Genomic DNA, 1,975 nt, shown 5'->3' on the forward strand with positions numbered 1-1,975 from the left:
CTTATCCTGCCGCCGTTTCCGGGTCTGGGGAGTAATGGGTTTGGTCACCGGCTGGGTCAGGGGAGTGCCGGTCTGCTCCGGCTTGGGAGCAGCATCCGGGGCGGCCTGTTCCGGTTCCTTGGGGGCGTTGGGGTCGTATTCCTTGAGGATATCCTCCAGATTCAGATCACGTTTTGCCATCACACCGCCCCCCTTACGCCTTTGCCGTCCGCTGCCGCAGGGTCTCGTACATGAAGATCCCGGCTGCCACGGAGGCGTTCAGAGAGGTGATCCTGCCGCACATGGGCAACCGCAGCAGAAAGTCGCACTTTTCCCGAACCAGTCTGCCCATGCCGAAGCCCTCGGAGCCGATCACCAGGGCAACGGGGCCGGTGAGATCCACCTTGTCGTAGGCATCACCGGATGCGTCCGTACCGTAGATCCAGACCCCTGCTTCCTTCAGGGTATCCAGGGCTGCCGCCAGGTTCGCCACCCGTGCCACCGGCAGCCAGCTTGCCGCCCCGGCAGAGGTTTTATGCACCGTGGCATTCAGAGAAGCGCTGCGGCGCTTGGGGATGATGACCCCGTCCGCCCCGGCGGTCTCTGCGGTACGGATGATGGCACCCAGGTTGTGGGGATCCTCAATCTCGTCACAGACGATCAGAAAAGGAGCTGTCCCCTTTTTCCGGGAAATATCCAGCAGATCCTCCAGGGTCACATAGGAGGCGCAGGCACCGGTGGCAATGACTCCCTGATGCGCAGCGCCGTTTGCCATCTGGCTCAGCTTCTGTTCGGTGACGTTCTTGACCACAATGCCCCGGCTTTTCGCCATGGTGCAGATCCTGCCAAGACTGCCGCCGGTTCCGTTCATATATATTGTATCAAGCGGTTCTTCCGCCTTTAATGCTTCTAAAACAGGATTTCGCCCGATGATGAGGGCTTCGTCTTTTTCCTGTGTCTGCATCAATCATGCTCCCTCCGATTTGTTATTTCCGCCCCGGGGACGGTTTCATTTCTTTCTGTGCAGTTCGCAAAAAACCGCTCTTTTGTCCATACACATGCCTATAATTAAGTATAGCACAATGCTCGAATAATTACAAGACGATTACAAAATTTTTGCCGCCGCATTTTCTGGAAACAGGCAGAAAAATGCCGGCACAGTGAGAACCATGCCGGCATTTTGACAGCAGCACCGCCTGTGCCATGTCGCCTTATACATTCTGTTGATGCTTTTCCCGCAAATGCTGCTTGAGCTTTTCAAAGGACTCCACGCTGATGGCATGCTCCAGCTTGCAGGCATCCTCCATGGCGGTTTTCTCATCCACCCCGATGCCCACCAGCCAGTCCGTCAGCACCCGGTGCCGCTCGTAGATCCGTTCTGCCACTTCTCTGCCTGCGGGGGTCAGGGTGATAAACCCGTCGGAGGGATCCACCTCAATAAAGCCTCCGTTTTTCAGAATGCCCACTGCCCGGCTGACGCTTGGCTTGGAAAACTCCATTTCTGTGGCAATGTCCACGGAACGCACATTCTTCCCCTGGTTGTGGAGCACCAGAATGGTTTCCAGATAATTTTCGCCGGACTCATACAATTTCGCCATACTCTATCCTCCCGGGTGTCCCCGCAACTCAAATTCTATCTGTAAATGGATGCGCTGCCTCAAACTTTTCTTTTTTATTATACCACGATCTGCTGCCCTTGACAAGCCCTTTTACCGGCGCTATACTAAGGACAAGGAGGGATCCTATGACCTATACAGAACGGCTTTTGAAGGACTGCACCCTGTGCCCCCGGCGATGCCATGCAAACCGGCTCCGGGGAGAACGGGGTGCCTGCGGCATGACCAATGAGATCCGGATCGCCCGGGTAGCGCTACACCCCTGGGAGGAGCCATGCATCAGCGGAGAACATGGCTCCGGCACGGTGTTTTTCTCCGGCTGTCCCCTGCAATGCGTCTACTGTCAGAACCGGGAGATCGCTGCCGGCAGGCTGGGCAAG

At 56.7% G+C, this 1,975-nt stretch carries 3 protein-coding genes and 1 pseudogene; 1 reads left to right on the top strand and 3 read right to left on the bottom strand.

Annotated features, from left to right (window positions below; translation table 11 throughout):
• The 3 genes from QVO51_RS06115 to QVO51_RS06125 all read right to left on the bottom strand — a co-directional run.
• On the bottom strand, positions 1-180 hold a 180-nt coding region (locus tag QVO51_RS06115), incomplete at its 3' end, for a hypothetical protein (RefSeq protein WP_288167922.1).
• A gap of 13 nt (positions 181-193) precedes the next feature.
• Positions 194-943, bottom strand: a complete 750-nt coding sequence (rlmB, locus tag QVO51_RS06120) for a 23S rRNA (guanosine(2251)-2'-O)-methyltransferase RlmB (protein WP_022357658.1) — start codon at positions 941-943, stop codon at positions 194-196.
• 247 nt (positions 944-1,190) lie between these two features.
• Positions 1,191-1,577 carry a metal-dependent transcriptional regulator gene (locus QVO51_RS06125; RefSeq protein ID WP_022357659.1) on the bottom strand — a complete coding sequence of 129 codons (387 nt, stop codon included), beginning with the start codon at positions 1,575-1,577 and terminating at the stop codon, positions 1,191-1,193.
• 146 nt (positions 1,578-1,723) lie between these two features.
• Here QVO51_RS06125 and QVO51_RS06130 point away from each other — a divergent pair.
• Positions 1,724-1,975 (top strand): annotated as a pseudogene (locus tag QVO51_RS06130) (radical SAM protein); the annotation flags it as partial.

Origin of the sequence: Ruminococcus sp. CAG:379, assembly GCF_000434255.1 — a bacterium.
GTDB classification, from domain to species: domain Bacteria; phylum Bacillota; class Clostridia; order Oscillospirales; family Ruminococcaceae; genus Ruminococcus_F; species Ruminococcus_F champanellensis.

Bases quoted from the DNA above. Each gene is read 5' to 3' on its own strand.
- QVO51_RS06125 (WP_022357659.1), bottom strand. From the start codon at position 1,577: ATGGCGAAATTGTATGAGTCCGGCGAAAATTATCTGGAAACCATTCTG.
- rlmB (WP_022357658.1), bottom strand. From the start codon at position 943: ATGCAGACACAGGAAAAAGACGAAGCCCTCATCATCGGGCGAAATCCT.